This window comes from Rahnella sp. NRRL B-41462 (assembly GCF_003263525.1).
In the GTDB taxonomy this organism is placed as follows: domain Bacteria; phylum Pseudomonadota; class Gammaproteobacteria; order Enterobacterales; family Enterobacteriaceae; genus Rahnella; species Rahnella aceris.
In genome coordinates this window covers 69,488-90,170 of the sequence record NZ_JYDF01000016.1, presented here as the reverse complement: position 1 = coordinate 90,170, position 20,683 = coordinate 69,488, and the positions used below count along the sequence as shown (strand labels likewise).

General features: G+C 53.0%; 20 protein-coding genes and 1 riboswitch. Of the genes, 12 read left to right on the top strand and 8 right to left on the bottom strand.

What is annotated here, in order from left to right; all coding sequences use genetic code 11:
- The first annotated feature begins 28 nt into the window (after positions 1-28).
- Positions 29-1,456 carry a bifunctional D-glycero-beta-D-manno-heptose-7-phosphate kinase/D-glycero-beta-D-manno-heptose 1-phosphate adenylyltransferase HldE gene (hldE, locus tag UC14_RS05950; protein ID WP_013573955.1) on the top strand — a complete coding sequence of 476 codons (1,428 nt, stop codon included), beginning with the start codon at positions 29-31 and terminating at the stop codon, positions 1,454-1,456.
- 103 nt (positions 1,457-1,559) lie between these two features.
- Positions 1,560-2,810 (top strand): L-methionine/branched-chain amino acid transporter, encoded by a 1,251-nt coding sequence (yjeH, locus tag UC14_RS05945; protein ID WP_112197376.1) that lies wholly within the window; start codon positions 1,560-1,562, stop codon positions 2,808-2,810.
- Positions 2,811-2,875: 65 nt separating this feature from the next.
- On the opposite strand, the gene UC14_RS05940 is transcribed toward yjeH, so the two are convergent.
- Positions 2,876-3,148, bottom strand: coding sequence for an accessory factor UbiK family protein (locus UC14_RS05940; protein WP_112197375.1), 273 nt, complete (start codon positions 3,146-3,148; stop codon positions 2,876-2,878).
- 132 nt (positions 3,149-3,280) lie between these two features.
- A riboswitch (FMN riboswitch) is annotated at positions 3,281-3,456 on the top strand.
- 133 nt (positions 3,457-3,589) lie between these two features.
- On the opposite strand from UC14_RS05940, the gene ribB reads away from it, so the two are divergent.
- A complete protein-coding gene (gene ribB, locus UC14_RS05935) occupies positions 3,590-4,243 on the top strand; it encodes a 3,4-dihydroxy-2-butanone-4-phosphate synthase (RefSeq protein WP_112152109.1) in 654 nt (217 codons plus the stop codon).
- Here ribB and UC14_RS05930 read toward each other — a convergent pair.
- Positions 4,240-4,491: an ABC transporter ATP-binding protein gene (locus UC14_RS05930; RefSeq protein WP_112152110.1), complete on the bottom strand. Its 252-nt coding sequence runs from the start codon at positions 4,489-4,491 to the stop codon at positions 4,240-4,242. The genes ribB and UC14_RS05930 overlap by 4 nt on opposite strands.
- A gap of 1 nt (position 4,492) precedes the next feature.
- On the opposite strand from UC14_RS05930, the gene ygiD reads away from it, so the two are divergent.
- The gene (ygiD, locus tag UC14_RS05925) at positions 4,493-5,281 is read left to right on the top strand and encodes a 4,5-DOPA dioxygenase extradiol (RefSeq protein WP_112152111.1); all 789 of its coding nucleotides are present in this window, start codon (positions 4,493-4,495) and stop codon (positions 5,279-5,281) included.
- 52 nt (positions 5,282-5,333) lie between these two features.
- Here ygiD and UC14_RS05920 read toward each other — a convergent pair whose 3' ends face one another.
- From UC14_RS05920 to tolC, 3 genes are all read right to left on the bottom strand, one after another.
- Positions 5,334-6,494 (bottom strand): glutathionylspermidine synthase family protein, encoded by a 1,161-nt coding sequence (locus tag UC14_RS05920; protein ID WP_013573961.1) that lies wholly within the window; start codon positions 6,492-6,494, stop codon positions 5,334-5,336.
- A gap of 9 nt (positions 6,495-6,503) precedes the next feature.
- The gene (locus UC14_RS05915; RefSeq protein WP_013573962.1) at positions 6,504-7,175 is read right to left on the bottom strand and encodes a DUF1190 family protein; all 672 of its coding nucleotides are present in this window, start codon (positions 7,173-7,175) and stop codon (positions 6,504-6,506) included.
- 186 nt (positions 7,176-7,361) lie between these two features.
- Positions 7,362-8,861, bottom strand: a complete 1,500-nt coding sequence (tolC, locus tag UC14_RS05910) for an outer membrane channel protein TolC (protein ID WP_269147796.1) — start codon at positions 8,859-8,861, stop codon at positions 7,362-7,364.
- 224 nt (positions 8,862-9,085) lie between these two features.
- On the opposite strand from tolC, the gene nudF reads away from it, so the two are divergent.
- The 5 genes from nudF to parE all read left to right on the top strand — a co-directional run bounded on the left by nudF (position 9,086) and on the right by parE (position 13,591).
- Positions 9,086-9,718, top strand: a complete 633-nt coding sequence (gene nudF, locus UC14_RS05905; protein ID WP_112197374.1) for an ADP-ribose diphosphatase — start codon at positions 9,086-9,088, stop codon at positions 9,716-9,718.
- A complete protein-coding gene (locus UC14_RS05900; protein ID WP_112197373.1) occupies positions 9,718-10,143 on the top strand; it encodes a DUF1249 family protein in 426 nt (141 codons plus the stop codon). The genes nudF and UC14_RS05900 overlap by 1 nt, the downstream gene beginning before the upstream one ends.
- Before the next feature lie 27 nt (positions 10,144-10,170).
- A complete protein-coding gene (gene cpdA, locus UC14_RS05895; protein ID WP_013573966.1) occupies positions 10,171-11,001 on the top strand; it encodes a 3',5'-cyclic-AMP phosphodiesterase in 831 nt (276 codons plus the stop codon).
- The gene (gene yqiA / locus UC14_RS05890; RefSeq protein ID WP_013573967.1) at positions 10,998-11,579 is read left to right on the top strand and encodes an esterase YqiA; all 582 of its coding nucleotides are present in this window, start codon (positions 10,998-11,000) and stop codon (positions 11,577-11,579) included. Before cpdA ends, yqiA begins: the two co-directional genes overlap by 4 nt.
- A 116-nt stretch (positions 11,580-11,695) precedes the next feature.
- Entirely contained in the window at positions 11,696-13,591 is a 1,896-nt protein-coding gene (gene parE, locus UC14_RS05885) for a DNA topoisomerase IV subunit B (RefSeq protein WP_013573968.1), read from the top strand.
- Between the two features lie 83 nt (positions 13,592-13,674).
- On the opposite strand, the gene UC14_RS05880 is transcribed toward parE, so the two are convergent.
- On the bottom strand, positions 13,675-13,980 hold the full coding sequence (locus UC14_RS05880) for a putative quinol monooxygenase (protein ID WP_013573969.1): 306 nt from the start codon (positions 13,978-13,980) through the stop codon (positions 13,675-13,677).
- 30 nt (positions 13,981-14,010) lie between these two features.
- A complete protein-coding gene (locus UC14_RS05875) occupies positions 14,011-14,598 on the bottom strand; it encodes an NAD(P)H-dependent oxidoreductase (RefSeq protein WP_013573970.1) in 588 nt (195 codons plus the stop codon).
- Positions 14,599-14,930: 332 nt separating this feature from the next.
- On the opposite strand from UC14_RS05875, the gene parC reads away from it, so the two are divergent.
- The 3 genes from parC (at position 14,931) to ftsP (ending at position 19,709) form a co-directional block, all read left to right on the top strand.
- On the top strand, positions 14,931-17,204 hold the full coding sequence (gene parC, locus UC14_RS05870) for a DNA topoisomerase IV subunit A (RefSeq protein WP_112197372.1): 2,274 nt from the start codon (positions 14,931-14,933) through the stop codon (positions 17,202-17,204).
- Between the two features lie 217 nt (positions 17,205-17,421).
- Positions 17,422-18,159 (top strand): 1-acylglycerol-3-phosphate O-acyltransferase, encoded by a 738-nt coding sequence (locus UC14_RS05865; protein WP_112197371.1) that lies wholly within the window; start codon positions 17,422-17,424, stop codon positions 18,157-18,159.
- A 134-nt stretch (positions 18,160-18,293) separates the two neighbouring features.
- Positions 18,294-19,709 (top strand): cell division protein FtsP, encoded by a 1,416-nt coding sequence (ftsP, locus tag UC14_RS05860; RefSeq protein ID WP_013573973.1) that lies wholly within the window; start codon positions 18,294-18,296, stop codon positions 19,707-19,709.
- Positions 19,710-19,775: 66 nt separating this feature from the next.
- Here ftsP and dkgA read toward each other — a convergent pair whose 3' ends face one another.
- Positions 19,776-20,600 carry a 2,5-didehydrogluconate reductase DkgA gene (dkgA, locus tag UC14_RS05855; protein ID WP_013573974.1) on the bottom strand — a complete coding sequence of 275 codons (825 nt, stop codon included), beginning with the start codon at positions 20,598-20,600 and terminating at the stop codon, positions 19,776-19,778.
- Between the last annotated feature and the right edge of the window lie 83 nt (positions 20,601-20,683).

The window sequence follows — 20,683 nt, the reverse complement described above, 5'->3', positions numbered from 1 at the left end:
TTTGATTTATCTGTTTTGGAGTCTTGGGATGAAAGTGACTTTGCCTGATTTTCACCGCGCGGGTGTGCTGGTTGTCGGTGACGTAATGTTAGACCGCTACTGGTATGGCCCGACCAATCGTATTTCACCGGAAGCGCCGGTGCCGGTGGTGAAGGTCAATACCATCGAGGAACGTCCTGGCGGCGCGGCAAACGTGGCGATGAACATTTCGTCTCTCGGTGCTTCTTCGCGTCTGATCGGTCTGACCGGCGTTGACGATGCCGCCCGTGCCCTGAGTGAGCGTCTGGCGGAAGTGAAAGTAAACTGCGATTTCGTGGCGTTATCCACGCATCCGACCATCACTAAGCTGCGTATATTGTCCCGTAACCAGCAACTGATCCGCCTCGACTTTGAAGAAGGTTTTGAAGGTGTTGATCTCCAGCCGATGCTGACCAAAATCGAACAAGCTTTACCACAAAGTGGCGCACTGGTGCTGTCAGACTACGCCAAAGGTGCACTGACTGAAGTGCAGAAAATGATCCAGCTGGCGAGAAAAGCTGGCGTACCGGTGCTGGTTGATCCTAAAGGATCTGATTTCGAACGTTACCGTGGTGCGACTTTACTGACACCAAATCTGTCCGAATTCGAAGCCGTTGTCGGTCGTTGCAAAAACGAAGATGAAATTGTCGCCCGTGGTATGCAACTGATCGCTGATTTCGAACTTTCCGCGCTTCTGGTCACCCGTTCTGAACACGGCATGACCTTGTTACAGCCAGGCAAAGCGCCATTCCATATGCCAACGCAGGCGCAGGAAGTGTATGACGTGACCGGTGCCGGTGACACGGTGATCGGTACGCTGGCCGCGGCTCTTGCCGCCGGTAATACGCTGGAAGAATCCTGCTTCCTGGCGAACGCCGCCGCCGGTGTGGTGGTGGGTAAACTCGGCACCTCAACCGTTTCGCCGGTTGAACTGGAAAATGCGATCGGCGGGCGTTCAGACGTTGGTTTTGGCGTGATGAACGAAGAACAGCTAAAAGCCGCCGTGGCGATGGCGCGTCAGCGCGGCGAAAAAGTCGTGATGACCAACGGCATCTTTGACATTCTGCATGCCGGACATGTTTCTTACCTGGCAAACGCCCGCAAACTGGGCGACCGTCTGATTGTCGCCGTTAACAGCGATGCTTCGACCAAACGCCTGAAAGGCGAAACCCGTCCCGTAAACACGCTGCAAAACCGCATGATCGTGCTGGGTGCACTGGGTGCCGTGGACTGGGTGGTTTCTTTTGATGAAGACACGCCGCAGCGTTTGATCGCCGGGATCTTGCCTGATCTGCTGGTGAAAGGCGGCGACTATAAGCCTGAGCAAATCGCCGGTTGTCAGGAAGTCTGGGCGAATGGCGGCGAAGTCCGTGTGCTGAATTTTGAAGATGGTTTGTCCACTACCAAAATCATCAATCAGATCAAAGCGCAGGACTGATTTCCTCCGGGAAGACCATGTTACCTGCACTGAAGGGCTTATCTGATAAGCCCTTTTCTTTTTGATTTTTCAATCAATAACGCAAAACGGAAGTGGCTCTGTTGTGAGCGGATTAAAACAGGAACTGAGTCTGGCGCAGGGCGTCGGGCTGCTTTCAACCTCATTACTGGGGACTGGTGTCTTTGCGGTGCCTGCACTGGCGGCTCAGCTGGCACAAAATGACAGCCTGTGGGCGTGGCCGGTGCTGATCCTGCTGGTGTTTCCGATAGCCATCGGGTTTGCTGCGCTTGGGCGGCATTTCCCCAGCGCGGGCGGTGCAGCGCATTTTGTCGGCAAAGCTTTCGGACCGCATATGGCGCGGGTCACCGGTTGGTTATTCCTGTCAGTTATTCCGGTCGGATTGCCCGCCGCATTGCATATTGCTGCCGGTTTCTGGCAGGCCGCCTTTGGCTGGAGCAGCATAAACCTGCTGCTGGTGCAGTTGGGTACGCTGTTTGTTATCTGGTTCCTCGGCACACGCAGTGCCGGGTCCAGTGCCAATATTCAAACGCTAATCGCTTGTCTGGTGATCGCGCTGGTGGTGGCAATCTGGTGGAAAGGGGATATTTCTCTGCCTGAAATTCCGCTGCCTTCGGTGCGTGACGTCTCACCATCGAACCTGTTTGACGCGCTGGCGGTGATGTTTTGGTGTTTTGTCGGGCTTGAGGCTTTCGCGCATCTGGCGACCGAATTCCGTCATCCGGAACGGGATTTCCCGCGCGCGTTGTTGATCGGCATGCTGGTGGCTGGCGCAGTTTACTGGGGATGTACGGTAGCGGTGCTGAAATTCCATGCCTGGGGAGAAGGGCGGGAAGCAGGCGCATCATTGCCGGGTATCGTCGTACAGCTCTTCGGACAAAAAGCGTTGTGGATCGCCTGCATTATTGGCTATCTGGCGTGTTTTGCCAGCGTGAATATTTATACCCAGAGTTTCGCCCGGCTGGTGTGGTCACAGGCTCAGCTCAAGCCGCAAAGTAAACTCGCACAGCTTTCCGCTCAGCAAGTGCCGGTGCCCGCGCTGAATTTAGTGGTGGGCTGCTGCGCGTTGTTTACGCTACTGATTTACTGGCTGCACCTGCCGCTTGGCGCGCTGATCACTTACGCTAATGGGATTTTCATCCTGATTTATCTGTTATGTATGCTGGCGGGGATCCGGATCCTGGCAGGACGCTCGAAATGGATGGCGATGCTGGGCGCTGTATTGTGCTGCGGATTGCTGGCGATGGTCGGCTGGAAAGCGCTGTATGCAGTCGTGGTGTTTGCAGGATTGTGGCTGTTATTGCCACGCGCCACAACGGTACTTCATGTACGGTAACGCCGATTTCGCACAGCAAAAAGGCCTGCTGAGCAGGCCTTTTCTGATGATATCATTCGCAATAATCAGGCCGGATCTTGCGGCTTTTCCGTTTTAGTCAGCTTGCCTTCCAGCGCAGCAAGACGTTGTTCCAGTACAGCCAGTTTTTCACGGGTACGCAGTAAAACCTGGGTCTGAACGTCAAACTCTTCGCGATTGACTAAATCCATGCGGCTGAACTGCGCCTGCAATACCTGACGGATTTTCTTTTCGGCATCTTCACCAAACTCACGGATCCCTTTAGGCATAGATTCGTGAACCTGGCGGGCAATTTGTTCAATTTTTTTCGGGTCAATCATGTTATTTCCTTTTCTCGAAGGAGGTGCTTTTCCTTAGTGTAATCGCTGATGCTGTTTCTATAAACCTTCAGGGGCACTAATTGGACAAACCACAGGATTGCTCTGCTCATTTATTGGCGCTATAGTTGTTTTGCTTATTCTCAGGGCGGGGTGAAAGTCCCCACCGGCGGTAAACCACGGAATATCGGAAGGATCATAATCCCTTCCATGTGGAAGCCCGCGAGCGCTCAATCCTTCGGGGTTAGAGGTCAGCAGATCCGGTGTAATTCCGGGGCCGACGGTTAAAGTCCGGATGGGAGAGAGTAACGATTCAAGCCGGGCAAATATTGCCCGCTGCGTTATTTTTTATAACTGTAGCACGCCATCTGGCGGCTGCAGCTAGCCTCCTCAAGACGCCCTGATTCTGGTAATCCACATACAGAACATGAGGTTATTTTTACCATGAATCAGACCCTACTTTCCGAATTCGGTACATCAGCTGAACGCGTTGAGCGTGCTATTGACGCCATGCGTAACGGCGTGGGTGTGTTGGTGCTGGATGACGAAGATCGTGAAAACGAAGGCGATTTAATCTTTGCCGCTGAAAACATGACCGTTGAGCAAATGGCACTGACCATTCGCCACGGCAGCGGTATTGTTTGCCTGACCATGAACGAAGACAGCCGTAAAAAGCTGGATTTACCAATGATGGTTGAGAACAACTCCAGCCCGTTCCAGACGCCATTTACCGTGACTATTGAAGCGGTTGAAGGTGTGACTACCGGTGTTTCTGCTGCCGACCGTATCACCACTATTCGTGCAGCCATCAAAGATGGCGCGAAACCTTCTGACCTGAATCGTCCGGGGCATATCTTCCCGCTGCGCGCGCAGGCCGGTGGTGTGCTGTCCCGTGGCGGTCACACTGAAGCGTCGGTTGATCTGGCGACGCTGGCAGGCCTGAAGCCTTACGGCGTGCTGTGTGAACTGACTAATGACGACGGCAGTATGGCGCATGCGCCTGAAGTTATTGTCTTTGCCCGTCGGCATAATATGCCGGTAGTGACCATCGCCGATCTGGTGGCCTATCGTCAGGCGCAGACCCGTCAGGCAAGCTAAGTAAGGGGTTGTGCGTAACAGAAAAGGCCGCTTATGCGGCCTTTTTGCTTTTTATTGCTGCTTATTGCCAAAATGGGTCTTTGCAAAATAGACTCCTCCTGCCTTCTTTGATTTTTTTCATCAAATTTATTGAATATCTCCTTCATGGTTATCCGGCTGTCAGCGGTAATCAAAAAGAGTACCGTATGGTCATCACGCGGCAGGTGACTCACTGGCTGCTCTCTTTTATCTTGCGGTAAGGAATTCATGATGACGACTCAACGTATGCCCGCACTTTTCTTAGGCCACGGCAGCCCGATGAACGTGCTGGAGGACAATATGTATACCCGTGCCTGGCATGCGCTGGGCGAAACATTACCGCGTCCAAAAGCGATTCTGGCCGTGTCAGCGCACTGGTTCACGCGCGGCACTGCAGTAACGGCAATGGAGAATCCGCGCACCATTCATGACTTTGGAGGGTTCCCGCAGGCGCTGTTTGATAAGCGCTATCCGGCACCCGGTTCACCGGCGCTGGCAAAACGTGTTCAGGAATTACTCAGCCCGGTGAATGTGATTTCCGATACCCACGAGTGGGGCTTCGACCACGGTACCTGGGGTGTGCTGATCAAGATGTATCCTGACGCGGATATTCCGGTGATCCAGCTGAGTATTGATGGCACGCAACCCCCTGAATTCCATTATGAATTAGGCAAGAAGCTCGCGGCTTTACGTGACGAAGGGGTAATGATTGTCGCCAGCGGTAACGTAGTCCACAACCTGCGGATGGTAAAATGGGACGGTAACGCCGAAGCTTATCCGTGGGCGACATCTTTCGAGACATATGTGAAAGATAATCTGAACTGGAAAGGTGAGGCGAAAGATCATCCTCTGGTGAAATTTATGGAGCACGAAGGCGGCGCGTTATCCAATCCGTCTCCGGATCACTATCTGCCATTACTGTACGTTTTAGGGGCGTGGGATGGTGCTGAGCCAATCACGCAGCCAACGGACGGGATCGTAATGGGATCGCTTTCGATGCTTTCCGTTCAGGTAGGTTAATTTGGCGAATAAAAAGGATAATGAATTTATTCATTATCCTTTTTTAGTTTTTTTATCCGACAATAGTATGCGGATAGAAACGTGACAGATCCTGGGTGATCAGTGCTTTATCTTCGCGGATGCCGATCCCGCAAGGTTGATCGTTGACCAGCCAGCTGCCGATCAGCGTGTAACTGCCTTCAAACACCGGCAGCGGATGGAACTGCTGCACGATCATGCCTTCCGCGCCATACGGGCCATCAACGCGGGCCACTTCCTGGCCTTTCTCGATGACTTTAATGTTCGCGCCTTCGCGGGAAAACAGCGGCTTCACCACGTAGTGATCCAGTTCCGGATGCGGGTCTTCGGCAAAATAAGCCGGTAACAGGTTCGGGTGATCCGGGAACATTTCCCACAACAGCGGTAACAAGGCTTTATTCGACAGAATGGCTTTCCAGGCCGGTTCCAGCCAGCGAACACCGGCATCTTCCAGTTTGGTCGCGAAGACTTCGCGGAACATGAATTCCCACGGATACAGCTTGAACAGATTCGAAATCACCTGATCCTGCGTATCGGTGAATTGTCCGCGTTCTCCCAGCCCGATTTCCTCGATAAACAGGAATTCGCTGGCCAGTTCTGCTTCCAGCGCGCAGTCCTGCAAATATTGCACCGTACCGCGATCTTCTTCAGTGTCCTGACAGCAGGCGATGTGCAGCAACGAGAAACCATGCTGATTTTTCAGCTCGGCAAAACGCTCAATCAGCTTTTCCTGCAGACTGTTGTACTGATCAGCGTCTTGCGACAAATTGCCTGCCGCTATCTGATCTTCAAGCCATAGCCACTGGAAGAAAGCGGCTTCATACAAAGACGTCGGCGTATCGGCGTTATTTTCCAGCAGCTTCGGCGGATTGACGCCGTCATAGGCCAGATCCAGACGTGAATACAGCGAAGGCTGTTGCGTGCGCCATGAACTGCGGACAAATTCCCAGACATGTTTTGGGATCTGGAATTTCGCCATCAGTTTGTCGTCATTCACCACGCGCTCAACGACCTTCAGGCACATCTGATGAATCTCCGCCGTCGCGTCTTCGATCTCTTCGATCTGCGCCAGCGTGAACTGGTAATAAGCATCTTCACACCAGTAGGGTTCGCCATACATGGTGTGGAAGTTGAAGCCAAACTCCGTGGCTTTTTCGCGCCAGTCCGGGCGCTCGTTAATGGCTAAACGTTTCATCAGAGTCTCTTAGCCACCCATGCTGCGGCCAGGGCTGCGTGACGTGGCAGAAGAGCTGCGTTGCATTGACGTTTGTTTTGCCACGCTGTCGCCAAAACCGCCACGGGTGATGGTGTTGGTCACGGCAGGTTTAGGGGCCATCGCCGTTCTCGGAACGTTCATGGTCCGGCCGCCCGCAGTTGCCGGGCCGTAGTTTTTACCGGTCGCATCGACGAATTTACCGTTCGCCGGGCTGGCCGGGTTTTTTGAGCTGAATAATGGCTGTTGCGCGTAACCGCCACCGCTCATCATGCGGCCCATCATGTAACCTGCCATCAGCGGCATCCACATGCTGCCACCGCTGCTCTGGTTTTCAGCCGTCGCGACGCCAGACTGTGCCGGAGCCTGAGTACACTGGCCTTCGCCGAATTCAGCGATACAGTCTTCGCGGCTGGCATATTTTGGTGCGGTTTTAGCCGCTTCCTGTTTCGCTGCATCATACGCTGCGACACATTGCGCGCTGCCGGAAGGATTGGCTTTCGAGCAGTCATCAGCGTTCTGATACAGAGAAACGGTTTCGTCGGTTTTCTCGCAGCCGGCCAGCATAAAGACTGCGCTGACTGCCAGAGCGACAGGAGTGATTCGAGAGCTACGCCATGATTTACGGAAGGTAGCCAGGTTAACGCGTTGTGTCCGTTTCATCGTTCTTATCCCATGTGTAGGGCTTTTTTGCCCTTTCCCAGTAGGGCCTAAGAATAGGGGAAAGCGGCTGATTGTTAAAGCAGCGACAGGCAATTGTTACGAGACTTTACAGAGCGGCGTGACACAGGCAAAAAAAAGCAGCCTTTTCAGGCTGCCTTAGTCGAAACGCAGGGAAACTTTTCCGTATCAGTTCTGGAAAGGATTGCCGCTTTTCTTCGGTGTGGTCGTTGCTGTGGATGCGCTGGCTTGTTGAACGCGTGGTGCAGGTGCAGCCGCGGTTTTGTTGCCGTAACCGTCTGCAGCGGCATCCTGATCTGGCGTTTCTGGCGCAACCTGATCGGGTGCTGTCGGAACAGGTTTACCCAAAGCACCGTTCAGTGCCAGCAGGTCGCTTTCGTTCAGCGTACCCAGCGCTGATTTAATGTTCAGCTGGTTAATCAGGTACGTGTAACGTGCGCTGGAAAGCTGTTGTTTGGCGTTGTACAGCGTGGTGGTAGCATCCAGCACATCAACGATGGTACGGGTACCGACCTGGTAACCGGCTTCCATCGCATCTAAAGAACTCTGTGCAGAAACAACGGCTTGTTTATAGGCGTTGATGCTGCTGATCGAGGCAGAGATGTTGTTGAAGGAAGAACGAACGGTTTGCACGACGCTGCGGTGTGCGCTTTCAAGCTGCTCGCTGGCACCCACGAAATTATACTGCGCCTGTTTCACCTGAGAGGTGACAGAACCGCCGCTGTACAATGGCAGGGAGAAGCTCAGACCAATTTTGTTCTGGCCTGCATCAGCATCCTGATAGCTTGAAGAACCGCCGGTTTTGTCGCCGTGGTATTTGGTATTGCTGATGCCGGTAGAGGCCGTCAGATCAACCGTTGGCATGTGGCCGGTTTCCGCATAGCGGATTTGCTCACGTGCCAGATCCTGTGACAGACGCGCAGACAGCAAGCTCAGGTTACGGCTTTCTGCTTCTTTCAACAGCGTGGCGACCGGTTGCGGACGCGTGGTGTTGAAGTTGTCGACATTCAGGGAAGACAGTTGCGGATAATACATACCGGTAACCTGACGCAGGGATTCCAGCGCGTTATCCAGGTTATTACGGGCAGTCACTTCGTTTGCCAATACGGTGTCGTATTGTGAACGGGCGTTCTGCACGTCGGTAATAGCCACCAGGCCCACGTTAAAACGTTGAGTGGTTTGATCCAGCTGACGGTAAATAGCCTGTTTCTGCGCTTCGGTATACGAGAGTGAATCGATCGCACTCAGGACGTTGAAATAAGCCGTTGCGGAATTCAGGATCAGTGATTGTTGATCAGTCTGATAAGACACATCCTGAATACCGGCAGTTTTTTCCTGCAGCGTCAGGGCGCGCCATTTTGACATATCAAAGATGGTCTGCGTTAATTGCAGGCTGGCGCTGCCAACATCGCTGTTAACGCCATTCGCATCACGGTAGCCATTGGTATAATTGTAATCCGCACCTAATCCGAGTTGCGGTAATAAAGGACTGCGGCTTTCGTTAATTTTTTCGAATGCAGCATCCCGGTCAGCAGCAGATTTGCGCAGGTCCGGGTTACTTGTCCTGGCTTGCTGATAGACCTGCATCAGGTTTTCGGCCTGGCTTATCGTACTAAAGCCGCCCAGGCTGAGTCCGATGAGAAGGGGGAGCAGTTTCTTCATTTGCATTCCTTGTTGTGCAGCAATGTTGTTATGTATGGTGGCGCAGTCAAATTAACCAATAGACGCGGATTCTAGCAGAGTCAGGCTAGCGGGGCGGTTGGCTTAACGTGCCTTCCCGAGTGAATGAGCCTAAATCTATCACAAACAACCTTGATTATTATTAACGCATTTTCATCAAATTGACCTCAAAGGGCGATAAATTACCTTTATGAGGGATAAGGAAACATTCCATGTCTTCATTTAAACGGTCACCGGTTACTTTCGGCAAAGATGATGTAGAAATTATTGCACGTGAGACGCGATATAAAGGTTTTTTTTCTATTATTGCATATCGGTTTCGCCATCGGCTGTTTAATGGGGAAATGAGCGGCGAAGTCGTCCGTGAAGTCTTTGAGCGCGGTCATGCCGCCGTATTATTACCTTATGATCCGAAAAGGGATGAAGTCGTGCTGATCGAACAGATCCGCATCCCGGCTTTGGATTCCAGTGATACTCCTTGGCTTCTGGAGATGGTCGCCGGTATCATTGAAGAAGGCGAGACAGTTGAAGATGTTGCCCGCCGCGAAGCACTCGAGGAAGCGAACATTGTGGTGAAACGCTACAAACCGGCTGTGAATTACCTGGCAAGTCCGGGCGGAACCAGCGAGCGTCTTTCCATTATGGTCGGTGAAGTCGATGCCACGACGGCAGAAGGAATTCACGGTCTGGAAGCAGAGAATGAAGACATCCGGGTACATGTGGTCAGCCGTGAACAGGCTTACCGCTGGGTGGAAGAAGGAGCGATAGACAATGCGGCGTCAGTGATTGCCCTGCAATGGCTGCAGCTGCACCATGAATCCCTGAGAAAAGAGTGGGCCAACTAATGATTAAGCGCTATACCCCTGATTTCCCTGAAATGATGAGATTGTGCGAAACCAATTTTGCACAATTGCGCCGTTTGATGCCACGTGCCGATGAACCTGGTGAAACTGTGGCATATCAGGTGAGTAGCGCAACGTATTGCCTGACGATCCTCGAATCAACGCGTTACACATCCCTGATAGAAATCAAACAGACCGCACCGGCGGTGAGTTACTGGAGCCTGCCTTCGCTCACCGTTCGCCTGTACCATGATGCGATGGTGGCCGAAGTGTGTGCGAGTCAGCAGATCTTTCGCTTTAAAGCACGCTATGATTATCCGAATAAAAAGTTGCATCAGCGTGATGAAAAGCATCAAATTAACCAGTTCCTTGCGGATTGGCTGCGTTATTGCCTTGCGCACGGAGCGATGGCAGTTCCGGTTTGTTAGACAGACTTCAACAACAAAGGAAACGATTTGGAAAGCCTGTTTACACTGCCTTTGGTGAATGGGGCCAAAGTCAGGATTCTACAGATTACTGATACCCATCTTTTTGCCGGTGAAGATGAAACGTTGTTAGGCGTGAATACGTTTAACAGCTATCGCGCGGTGCTGGACGCCATCAAAGCGCAGCAGCGTGAAGTCGATATTATCGCGGCAACAGGTGACCTGGCACAGGATCAGTCGGTGGAAGCCTACCATCAGTTTGCCCGCGGCATCAGCGAGCTGACAGCGCCCTGCGTCTGGCTGCCGGGCAATCATGATTTCCAGCCTGCCATGGTCAATGCCTTGCAGGATGCGGGGATCAGTCCTTCTAAACACGTTCTGCTCGGCGAGCACTGGCAAATTATCCTGCTTGATACGCAGGTGTTCGGTGTGCCACACGGCGAGCTGAGTGAATATCAGTTGGAATGGATGGAACGTTGTCTGAATGCGTACCCCGATCGTTTCACTCTGCTGATGTTACATCATCATCCGCTGCCTTCTGGCTGCACATGGCTCGATCAGCACAGCCTGCGCAATGCGCATATGCTGGCGAACACCCTGGTAAATTACCCGAAAGTGAATACGCTTTTGTGCGGACATATTCATCAGGAGCTGGATCTCGACTGGTATGGCCGCCGTCTTTACGCCACGCCGTCAACCTGCGTACAGTTCAAACCGCATTGCACCAATTTCACGATTGATACCGTTGCGCCGGGCTGGCGCTACCTTGATTTGTATCCGGATGGCCGTGTGGAGACTGAAGTCTTCCGTCTGGAAACCAATGAGTTTCATCCTGACACGGAGTCGGACGGCTACGAATGAACACCTTACTTTACCTGCACGGATTCAACAGTTCTCCCAACTCGGCAAAAGCCACGGCGTTAAAAAACTGGCTGGCGGTTAATCATCCCCATATCGATATGGTTATCCCGCAATTACCGCCTTATCCGGCCGAGGCTGCCGAAGAACTCGAGAGTCTGGTGATCAGCAATGCAGGTAAAAAACTGGGGATTGTCGGCTCCTCGCTGGGCGGCTATTACGCTACCTGGTTGTCGCAATGTTTTGCCGTGCCGGCTGTGGTGGTGAACCCCGCCGTGAAGCCGTATGAGCTGCTGATCGACTTCCTGGGACAAAACGAGAACCCCTACACCGGCCAGCAATATGTGTTAGAGTCACGCCACGTTTACGATCTGAAAGTCATGCAGGTCGAACCGCTGGAGTCGCCGGATTTACTCTGGTTACTGCAACAAACGGGCGATGAAATTCTCGATTACCGTCAGGCTGTGGCGTACTACACCACCTGTCGCCAGACGGTCGAACCCGAGGGGAATCATGCATTTGTCGGCTTTGAACGCTATTTTTCGCCGATTGTAGATTTCCTGGAACTGGCCGCAGACTAACATCGTCAGGGTGACTTTTTCCCCCGGATTTATAGCGTCTGCTTGCTGCCAGAGCTTCCACCCGCCCACATACTGTATCGTTAGCCCACAAACCTATGAGCCACGAATAATCAACGATGAGCCAATCAACTTATAACGCGGATTCCATAGAGGTCCTTAGCGGACTCGAACCGGTGCGCCGCCGTCCGGGCATGTACACCGATACAACCCGGCCAAACCATCTCGGCCAGGAAGTTATTGATAACAGCGTGGATGAAGCATTAGCTGGCCACGCCAAACGCATCGAAGTGATCCTTCACGAAGACCAGTCTCTCGAAGTCATTGATGACGGTCGCGGCATGCCGGTGGATATCCACGCGGAAGAAGGCGTTCCGGCGGTCGAACTGATCTTCTGCCGTCTGCACGCGGGCGGTAAATTCTCCAACAAAAATTACCAGTTCTCCGGCGGCCTGCATGGCGTGGGGATTTCGGTGGTTAACGCCTTATCAAAACGCGTCGAAGTGGCGGTAAAACGCGGTGGCGAAGTATATGAAATGGCGTTTGAAAATGGCGATAAAGTGCAGGATCTGCACGTCACCGGTACCTGCGGCAAACGCAACACCGGAACCAGCGTTCATTTCTGGCCTGATGGCAGCTTTTTCGACAGTCCGCGTTTTTCGGTCAGCCGCCTCAGCCATTTGCTGAAAGCGAAAGCCGTACTGTGTCCTGGCGTAGAAATCCTGTTCAAAGACAAAGTGAATAACACCGAGCAACGCTGGTGTTATGACGATGGTCTGACTGATTACCTGATGGAAGCGGTCAACGGCCTGATTACTCTGCCTGAAAAAGCGTTCGTCGGTAATTTTGCCGGTGATACTGAAGCTGTCGACTGGGCGCTGTTATGGCTGCCGGAAGGCGGTGAATTGCTGACCGAAAGCTACGTCAACCTGATCCCAACCATGCAGGGCGGTACACATGTTAACGGTCTGCGCCAGGGTCTGCTCGATGCCATGCGTGAGTTCTGCGAATACCGCAATATTCTGCCACGCGGCGTCAAGCTTTCTGCAGAAGATATCTGGGAACGTTGTGCGTATGTGCTGTCAGTAAAAATGCAGGATCCGCAATTTGCCGGCCAGACCAAAGAACGTCTGTCTTCGCGTCAGTGCGCGGCCTTCGTTTCCGGTGTGGTGAAAGATGCCTTCAGCCTGTGGCTGAACCAGAACGTTCAGGCGGCAGAACAGTTGGCGGAACTGTGCATTTCCAGTGCCCAGCGCCGTCTGCGTGCCGCAAAAAAAGTTGTGCGTAAGAAACTGACCAGCGGCCCTGCGCTGCCGGGCAAACTGGCTGACTGCACGTCACAAGATCTGAACATGACAGAATTGTTCCTGGTGGAAGGGGATTCCGCAGGCGGTTCTGCCAAACAGGCGCGCGATCGTGAATATCAGGCGATCATGCCGCTTAAAGGTAAGATCCTTAACACGTGGGAAGTCTCTTCTGATGAAGTGCTGGCCTCGCAGGAAGTGCACGATATTTCTGTGGCGATCGGTATCGATCCGGACAGTGAAGATCTGACGCAACTGCGTTACGGCAAAATCTGTATCCTGGCGGATGCGGACTCCGACGGCTTACACATCGCCACCTTGTTGTGCGCGCTGTTTGTCCGTCACTTCCGCTCCCTGGTGCGTGGCGGTCATGTGTATGTGGCAATGCCGCCTTTATACCGTATCGATCTGGGCAAAGAAGTGTTCTATGCGCTGGATGAGCAGGAAAAAGAAGGCGTGCTGGAGCAACTGAAACGTAAGAAAGGCAAGCCGAACGTGCAGCGTTTTAAAGGTCTGGGTGAAATGAACCCGCTGCAGCTGCGCGAAACCACGCTCGATCCGAACACCCGGCGTCTGGTGCAACTGACCATCGATGAGGACGATATCGACCAGACGCTGCGCATGATGGATATGCTGCTGGCGAAGAAACGGTCTGAAGATCGCCGTAACTGGTTGCAGGAAAAAGGCGATACCGCCGAACTTGACGTCTGATCCTTTCGCCGTCGCCATAAAAAAATGCCGGACGCTTTGCAGCGCCGGCATTTTTGTTTCCGAATTTAGTGATGTTCAGAAAATCAGACTTTCTCAATAATGTGGATCACCACATCCAGCACGTCGGCTTTGATGTTTTCACGGTGCTTATCCATGTGCTCAGCCTGCTGATGCGCTTCGAGGTGCGCCAGGCTTTCCCAGTCTTCCAGCATGAAAATGGAATCAGGTACTGTTTTACGCCAGGGGATCTGGCCGTTGAAATCAACATATGGCTCATAACGATGACAGCCTTTCTCTGCCAGAACGCTGGGCAGCAGTGCTGTGATTTTTTCTATAACCGAATCGCGACGGCCTGGTTTTACTTTGATTTCAGCAATAACAGTGATCATAAAAACCTCTTTCCCGGGTGACCTTCAACCTTAGGCCTGACCGAATACATTTTCAAGGTGAGCACGATAGCGTGCGAAATCGCCTTCCACATCAGGTTGTTTGATCACGTCGTTACACATAAAGGTTGGCAATGTATCAAGGCCGATAAACTGGTTGGCTTTGTGCTGTGCCATGTATACGCCGTCAACGCCCACGCCGTGGAAGAACTGTTCTTTATCTTCGAACGCTTCCAGCGGCGCGTTCCAGGTCACAGACAGCATGTAGCATTTGCCGTGCAACAGGCCGCCGGAACCGTATTTTTTCGATTCATCAGAACGGGTACGGCCATCGCTGGCGTACAGTTTACCGTGGCCTTCTGTGAACACTTCATCGATGTATTTTTTCAGTGTCCATGGCATCCCCATCCACCAGCCCGGCTGCTGATAAATGATGGCGTCCGCCCACAGATAGCTTTCAATTTCGGTCTGCACGTCGTAACCGTCTTCCAGAACAGTCACGCGCACGTCGTGGCCTTTGTCACGCAGAAAGCCGGTGGCGACGTCGGTCAGGCTGTTGTTCAGCGCGCCTTTGGAATGGGCAAAGGTCTTACCGGCGTTGATTATCAGGATGTTGCTCATGGTTTTTTCCTTATCGGGAATACTTAAATTCTGGTGGTCAGGCTGTTACCACGTAGTGTACTGAACTCTGCATGACAGAAAAATGTGATATTGCGCACAAGACTATTGACTCAGATGCAATAATTGAAGAAAGAGCGCGGCAATTTAACCAGTTTGTTGTGCAAAAACTGTTTAAAAATAAGGCATGAACACAGCAACTGTGACAGTCATACGGCAGATGATGTACTATCGCGAACATCATTGCCTCGCGGCAGCGGACATCGCGCGCCTGCGGGTGCAAGCTTCCTTAATTTCCAAAACGATAACGCCACGGGTCTGAGGATTAAACATCAATGAGCGAAATGACTCATGACGGAACAGAACGTTTAGCTCTGCACACGTTTACTGAGAACGCCTATCTCAACTATTCCATGTACGTCATCATGGACCGCGCGCTGCCGTTTATCGGTGACGGGCTCAAGCCAGTGCAGCGTCGTATTATTTACGCGATGTCCGAGCTGGGCCTGAGTAATAACGCCAAATTCAAAAAATCCGCGCGTACCGTCGGTGACGTGCTGGGTAAATATCATCCGCATGGCGACAGCGCCTGCTACGAAGCCATGGTGCTGATGGCGCAGCCATTCTCTTACCGCTATCCGCTGGTTGACGGGCAGGGAAACTGGGGCGCGCCGGATGACCCGAAATCCTTCGCCGCGATGCGTTATACCGAATCGCGCCTGTCAAAATATGCCGAAGTTCTGTTACGTGAATTAGGTCAGGGCACGGTTGATTATGTGCCGAACTTTGACGGCACCATGCAGGAGCCGAAAATGCTGCCTGCGCGTCTGCCGAATATTCTGCTTAACGGTACGACCGGCATCGCGGTCGGGATGGCGACCGATATTCCGCCGCACAACATCCGTGAAGTGGCTGCCGCTGCGGTGGCATTACTTGAGAAACCGAACTGCTCGCTCGAAGATCTGCTGGAATTCGTACAGGGGCCTGATTTCCCGACAGAAGCTGAAATCATTACGCCGCGCAATGAAATTCGCAAAATGTACGAGTCGGGTAAAGGCTCGGTGCGCATGCGTGCGGTCTGGCACAAAGAAGACGGCAGTGCGGTGATCACTGCGCTACCGCATCAGGTTTCCGGCGCGAAAGTGCTGGAGCAAATTGCCAGCCAGATGCGTGCCAAAAAGCTGCCAATGGTTGAAGACCTGCGTGATGAATCAGATCATGAGAACCCGACCCGCCTGGTCGTCGTGCCGCGCTCCAACCGTATCGATCTGGATCAGGTGATGAATCACCTGTTTGCGACTACCGATCTGGAACGCAGCTACCGCATTAACATGAACATGATCGGTCTTGATCATCGTCCGCAGGTCAAAGGGCTGCTTGAGATCCTGACGGAGTGGCTGGCTTACCGCCGCGATACCGTACGCCGTCGTCTGAACTTCCGCCTTGATAAAGTGCTGAAACGCCTGCATATCCTCGAAGGTTTGCTGACCGCGTTCCTTAATATCGATGAAGTGATCCACATCATCCGTACGGAAGATGAGCCGAAACCGGTACTGATGCAGCGTTTCGAACTGTCAGATACGCAAGCTGAAGCTATCCTTGAGTTGAAATTGCGCCATTTGGCGAAACTCGAAGAAACTAAAATCCGTGGTGAGCAGGATGAACTGGCGAAAGAGCGCGATCAGTTGCAGGCGTTGCTGGCGTCAGAACGTAAACTCAGCACGCTGATCCGCAAAGAGATTCAGGCGGATGCCGAAGCCTTTGGTGACGAGCGACGTTCGCCGATCACTGAGCGTGAAGAAGCCAGGGCGATGAGCGAGCACGATTTTATTCCGTCCGAGCCGGTGACCATCGTGTTGTCAGAATCAGGCTGGGTGCGCAGCGCCAAAGGCCACGACATCGATGCTTCCGGCCTGAGTTACAAAGCCGGTGACAGTTTCCGCGCTGCGGCCAAAGGCAAGAGCAATCAGCCCGTGGTGTTTATGGACTCCACCGGCCGCAGTTATGCGCTTGATCCGACCACGCTGCCTTCTGCGCGCGGCCAGGGTGAACCGCTGACCGGTAAACTGACACCACCGCCGGGCGCAACCATCGAGCACGTACTGATGGCGGCGGACGACCAGAAACTGCTGATGGCATCGGATGCCGGTTATGGCTTCGTTTGTACTTTCAACGATTTAGTGGCCCGTAACCGTGCCGGTAAAGCGATGATTACCTTGCCGGATAACGCCAAAGCCTTCACGCCAATGGAACTTCATGGCAGTGACGATATGCTGTTGTCGATTACTGCAGCGGGACGTATGTTGCTGTTCCCGGTGGCGGATCTGCCACAGTTGTCGAAAGGCAAGGGTAACAAAATTGTTTCAATTCCGGCAGCGCAGGCGGCCAGTGGCGAAGATAAACTGGCGTGGTTGCTGGTTCTGCCACCGCAAACGTCGATCACGCTGCATGTCGGTAAACGTAAGCTGGTTCTCCGTCCGGAAGACCTGCAGAAATTCCGTGCCGAACGTGGCCGCAAAGGAACGCTTCTGCCGCGCGGGCTGCAACGTATCGATCGTGTTGAAGTCGATTCACCTGTTCGCATCAGCGGCGGTGACAGCGAAGAATAAGACCGCTGTTAATCGGCAAAAGTCAGGGCACATTTGTGCCCTGAAATCTTTCGATGGAATTCAGTGGTCTGAGACTGTCGCGCAGTGCAAAGATTTTACATTTGTATTAATAAAACCGTTGTGCCGTGTTGAATGAGGCTTGAGAATAGTTCACCGCACAGGGAGCGAAACTGCACAGGTTTCTTACCGGCTTCGGCTGTAGTTTTAAGAGGATGTTATGTTATTTATTTTGCGTCTGATTATCGTGGTGATTTACTCGATTCTGGTCAGTGTCTTTGGTTGCATCTACTGTCTTTTCAGTCCGCGGAACCCGAAACATGTGTCGACTTTCGGTAAGCTGTTTGGTCGTCTGGCACCGGTATTTGGTCTTCGTGTTGAAAAACGTATTCCTGTAGAAGCAGTGAATAACGGCAACTGTATTTATATTGCCAACCATCAAAACAATTACGACATGGTGACGGCTTCGTCCGTCGTCATGCCAGGAACGGTGACCGTTGGCAAGAAAAGCCTGGCCTGGATCCCGTTCTTTGGTCAGCTTTACTGGCTGACGGGCAACCTGCTGATTGACCGTGATAATCGCGCCAAAGCGCACGGTACTATTTCTCAGGTGGTGGCCCAGATTAAGAAAAAGAATCTGTCGATCTGGATGTTCCCCGAAGGGACGCGCAGCCGTGGTCGTGGTCTGATGCCATTCAAAACCGGCGCTTTCCATGCGGCGATTGCTGCCGGCGTGCCGATTGTGCCGATTTGTGTATCGAACACCAGCAACAAGGTGAAATTAAACCGCTGGTCTAACGGGCTGGTGATTGTCGAAATTTTGCCACCGATCGACACCAGTGGTTACACCAAAGAACGCCTGCGTGAATTGTCCGAGCATTGCCGTCAGATCATGGCGGACAAAATCGCCGAACTGGATGCCGAAGTGGCACAGCGCGAAGCCGCCGCAAAAAAATAATACTATTTATAAATCCACTAAATAATTCGAGTTGCCAACGCACCTGCAGCCGGAAGTATGACGGGGATTCTTCCCGCTGCCATTGATGGCGGCGGCGTTCAATACAGTTTATGGTTCGTTTTCATGGAGAAGATATGTCACTCAGTCGTCGCTCGTTCCTGCAAGCCTCCGGCGTGGCTCTTGCCGCAGGTGCTCTGCCTTTAAAAGCAGAAGCGAGTGGTTCGCAACCGGCATTACCTGTTCCCCCGTTGCTTGAATCGCGCCGCGGGCAACCGCTGTTTCTGACGTTGCAGGCCGCGCACTGGTCATTCCTGGGGGGCGCAAAGGCACCGGTCTGGGGCATTAATGGCATGTACCTCGGCCCGACCGTCAAAGTGCACAGCGGCGATGACGTCAAACTTATTTACAGCAACCGTCTGGCTGAACCGGTTTCTATGACCGTCAGCGGCCTGCTTGAACCAGGAACGTTAACCGGTGGCGCAGCGCGTCTGATGCAGCCAGGCGTGGACTGGTCTCCGGTATTGCCTATTCGTCAGGCGGCGGCCACCTGCTGGTATCACGCCAATACCCCCAACCGCATGGCGCCACACGTTTATAACGGGCTGGCGGGGATGTGGATTGTTGAGGATGAAGTCAGCAAGAATCTGCCGTTACCGAATCACTACGGCGTGGATGATTTCCCGATTATCATTCAGGACAAGCGTCTGGATGGGTTCGGTGTGCCGCAATATGACACGCCAGCGTCAGGCGGGTTCTTCGGTGACACCATGCTGGTAAACGGTGTGCAAAGCCCTTATGTCGAGGTTTCGCGAGGCTGGGTGCGTCTGCGCCTGCTGAATGCATCGAATGCCCGCCGTTACGAACTGAGCATGACTGATAACCGCGCGTTCCACGTCGTGGCTTCCGATCTTGGTTTTCTGCCTGCGCCAATGACTGTTAAACGTCTGTCGCTCGGACCGGGAGAACGCCGCGAAGTGCTGGTGGATATGTCGCAGGGCGAAGAAGTGTCGATTACTGCCGGTGAAGCCGCAGGCGTGATGGACAGACTGCGTGGCCTGTTTGAACCCTCGAGCATTCTGGTGTCGACGATCGTGTTGACGCTGAAACCGACCGGCTTGTTGCCGCTGGTGACGGATAATCTGCCGATGCGTTTGCTGGCCGATCAGATCCTCTCCGGTAACGTTGTCCGCACCCGTGATTTGCGTCTCGGTGACAGTGAGCCGGGAATCAACGGCGCGATGTGGGATATCAACCGTATCGACCTGACTGCGCAACAGGGCACATGGGAACGCTGGACCGTTCATGCGGACATGCCGCAGACATTCCATGCAGAAGGCGTGTCCTTCCTGGTGAAAAGCGTCAACGGTGCGGCACCGCTGGTGGAAGATGCCGGATTCAAAGACACGGTCTGGGTGGATGGCGATGTCGAATTACTGGTGTATTTCAATCAGCCTTCCTATGAGCATTTCCCGTTTGTCTACCGCAGCGGAGCGCTGGAACTGGCTGACCGTGGCTCAGCGGGAAATATGCTGGTTCAGCCGTCGATGTAACGTTGTTCTGCTACATAAAAAAACCCGCCATGGCGGGTTTTTGCGTTATGACATTGACTGAATGGCTTACAGGCCTTTTTCCGGATCCGGCCCCAGACGGTGCTCTTTATCCAGCTTGGTGACTTCCGCCAGTTCTTCCTTCTCCAGTTTAAAGTCAAACACGTCGAAGTTTTCACGGATACGTTTAGGTGTCACCGATTTCGGGATAACAATCAGTCCGTTATCCAGATGCCAGCGGATGACAATCTGCGCAGGTGTTTTGTCATATTTTTCTGCCAGTTTCTGGATCAGCGGCTGATCAAATACCCCTTCGCCGCCCTGCGCCAGCGGGCTCCAGGATTCAGTGGCGATGGTGTGGGTGGCATTCCAGGTGTGCAACTGGCGTTGTTGCATCAGCGGGTGTAACTCAATCTGATTCACAGCAGGGAAAATACCGGTTTCGTCTTTCAGCTTCTGTAAGTGTTGCAGCGGGAAATTACATACGCCGACACTTTTCGCCAACCCTTGCTCTTTGAGTTTCAGCAGGGCTTTCCAGGCATCGACGTAATGCCCCTGGGCCGGTTGTGGCCAGTGGATCAGGTACAAGTCGACATAATCAGTTTTCAGCTTTTTAAGGCTGGTTTCCAGCGCCTGTGGCGCGTTTAGCTGATCGTCATTCCACAGCTTAGTGGTAATAAACAGCTCTTCACGCGGAACCAGGTTAGCAGCAATTGCTTCGCCGACGCCTTCCTCATTTTTGTAGATGGCGGCGGTATCGATGTGGCGATAGCCGGTTTCAATCGCCGTTTTCACCGCACTGGTGGCTTCCTGATTACTGGCTTTCCATACGCCAAGTCCTAACTGAGGCATCAGATTGCCATCGTGAAGTTTGATGATGGGTTGCGTTGCCATGAGTTTCTCCTTTCAGGGCAGAGTGCCCGCCGGAATGCACGGGCACCGTGTAGGGATTGACGTTAAGTCTAGTTAACGAAACG